At 34.5% G+C, this 722-nt stretch carries 2 protein-coding genes; both read left to right on the top strand.

All coding sequences use genetic code 11. The features are described 5' to 3' along the window. The first annotated feature begins 43 nt into the window (after positions 1-43). Positions 44-352: a metal-sulfur cluster assembly factor gene (locus CHI06_RS11025; protein WP_095248602.1), complete on the top strand. Its 309-nt coding sequence runs from the start codon at positions 44-46 to the stop codon at positions 350-352. Between the two features lie 6 nt (positions 353-358). Beyond that, positions 359-697: a DsrE family protein gene (locus CHI06_RS11030; RefSeq protein ID WP_095248603.1), complete on the top strand. Its 339-nt coding sequence runs from the start codon at positions 359-361 to the stop codon at positions 695-697. Positions 698-722: the final 25 nt, after the last annotated feature.

The raw sequence follows: 722 nt of genomic DNA on the forward strand, positions 1-722 counted from the left end.
TGCCAAGTTTAACAGAGCCTAAAATAAAAGGAGTGTTTTATAAATGAATGAAGAATTAAAAGAAAATATCATGGGTGCATTAGAATTGGTAATAGATCCAGAATTAGGTGTCGATATTGTAAATTTAGGTTTAGTATATGATGCTGAGATGGATGATGAAGGAAACGTAACGATTACGATGACGTTAACTTCAATGGGCTGCCCGCTTGCTGGAACAATCGTTGACCAAGTAAAAAGAGCATTAGCAGATATTCCTGAAGTAAAAGAGGTCGAGGTTAATATCGTGTTTAACCCGCCATGGAACAAGGAAATGATGTCCCGCTATGCAAAAATCGCTTTAGGTATTCGTTAAGAAAAAATGAAAAATAAAATAATTTTAGTTAGTTCTAATCAAATAGGCCGGGGAGATCAACAATTAGGTGAAAACATTCTTGAAACCTATTTCACCATAATGAAGCAAAGAGAAGAACTTCCTTCTGCTGTATTTTGTATGAACAGTGGAGTGCTGACCATGACTGAAGATTCCTTTGTTTCAGTTCACTTGAAAGAAATGGAAGATAAAGGTGTGAAGATTTTAGCATGCAAAACCTGTGTTGACCATTATAAAGTGGAAGAAAAATTAACTGTAGGTAAAATTAGCGGCATGGCTGATTTTATTGAGTTATCAGCTAAATATGAAGTAATAACGATATCTTAAACAGCAGATTTTCTGCTGTTTTTTA

Origin of the sequence: Bacillus sp. 7884-1 (assembly GCF_002272245.1) — a bacterium.
In the GTDB taxonomy this organism is placed as follows: domain Bacteria; phylum Bacillota; class Bacilli; order Bacillales; family Cytobacillaceae; genus Neobacillus.

Coding starts and splice junctions, on each gene's coding strand:
- CHI06_RS11025 (WP_095248602.1), top strand. CDS start 44: ATGAATGAAGAATTAAAAGAAAATATCATGGGTGCATTAGAATTGGTA.
- CHI06_RS11030 (WP_095248603.1), top strand. CDS start 359: ATGAAAAATAAAATAATTTTAGTTAGTTCTAATCAAATAGGCCGGGGA.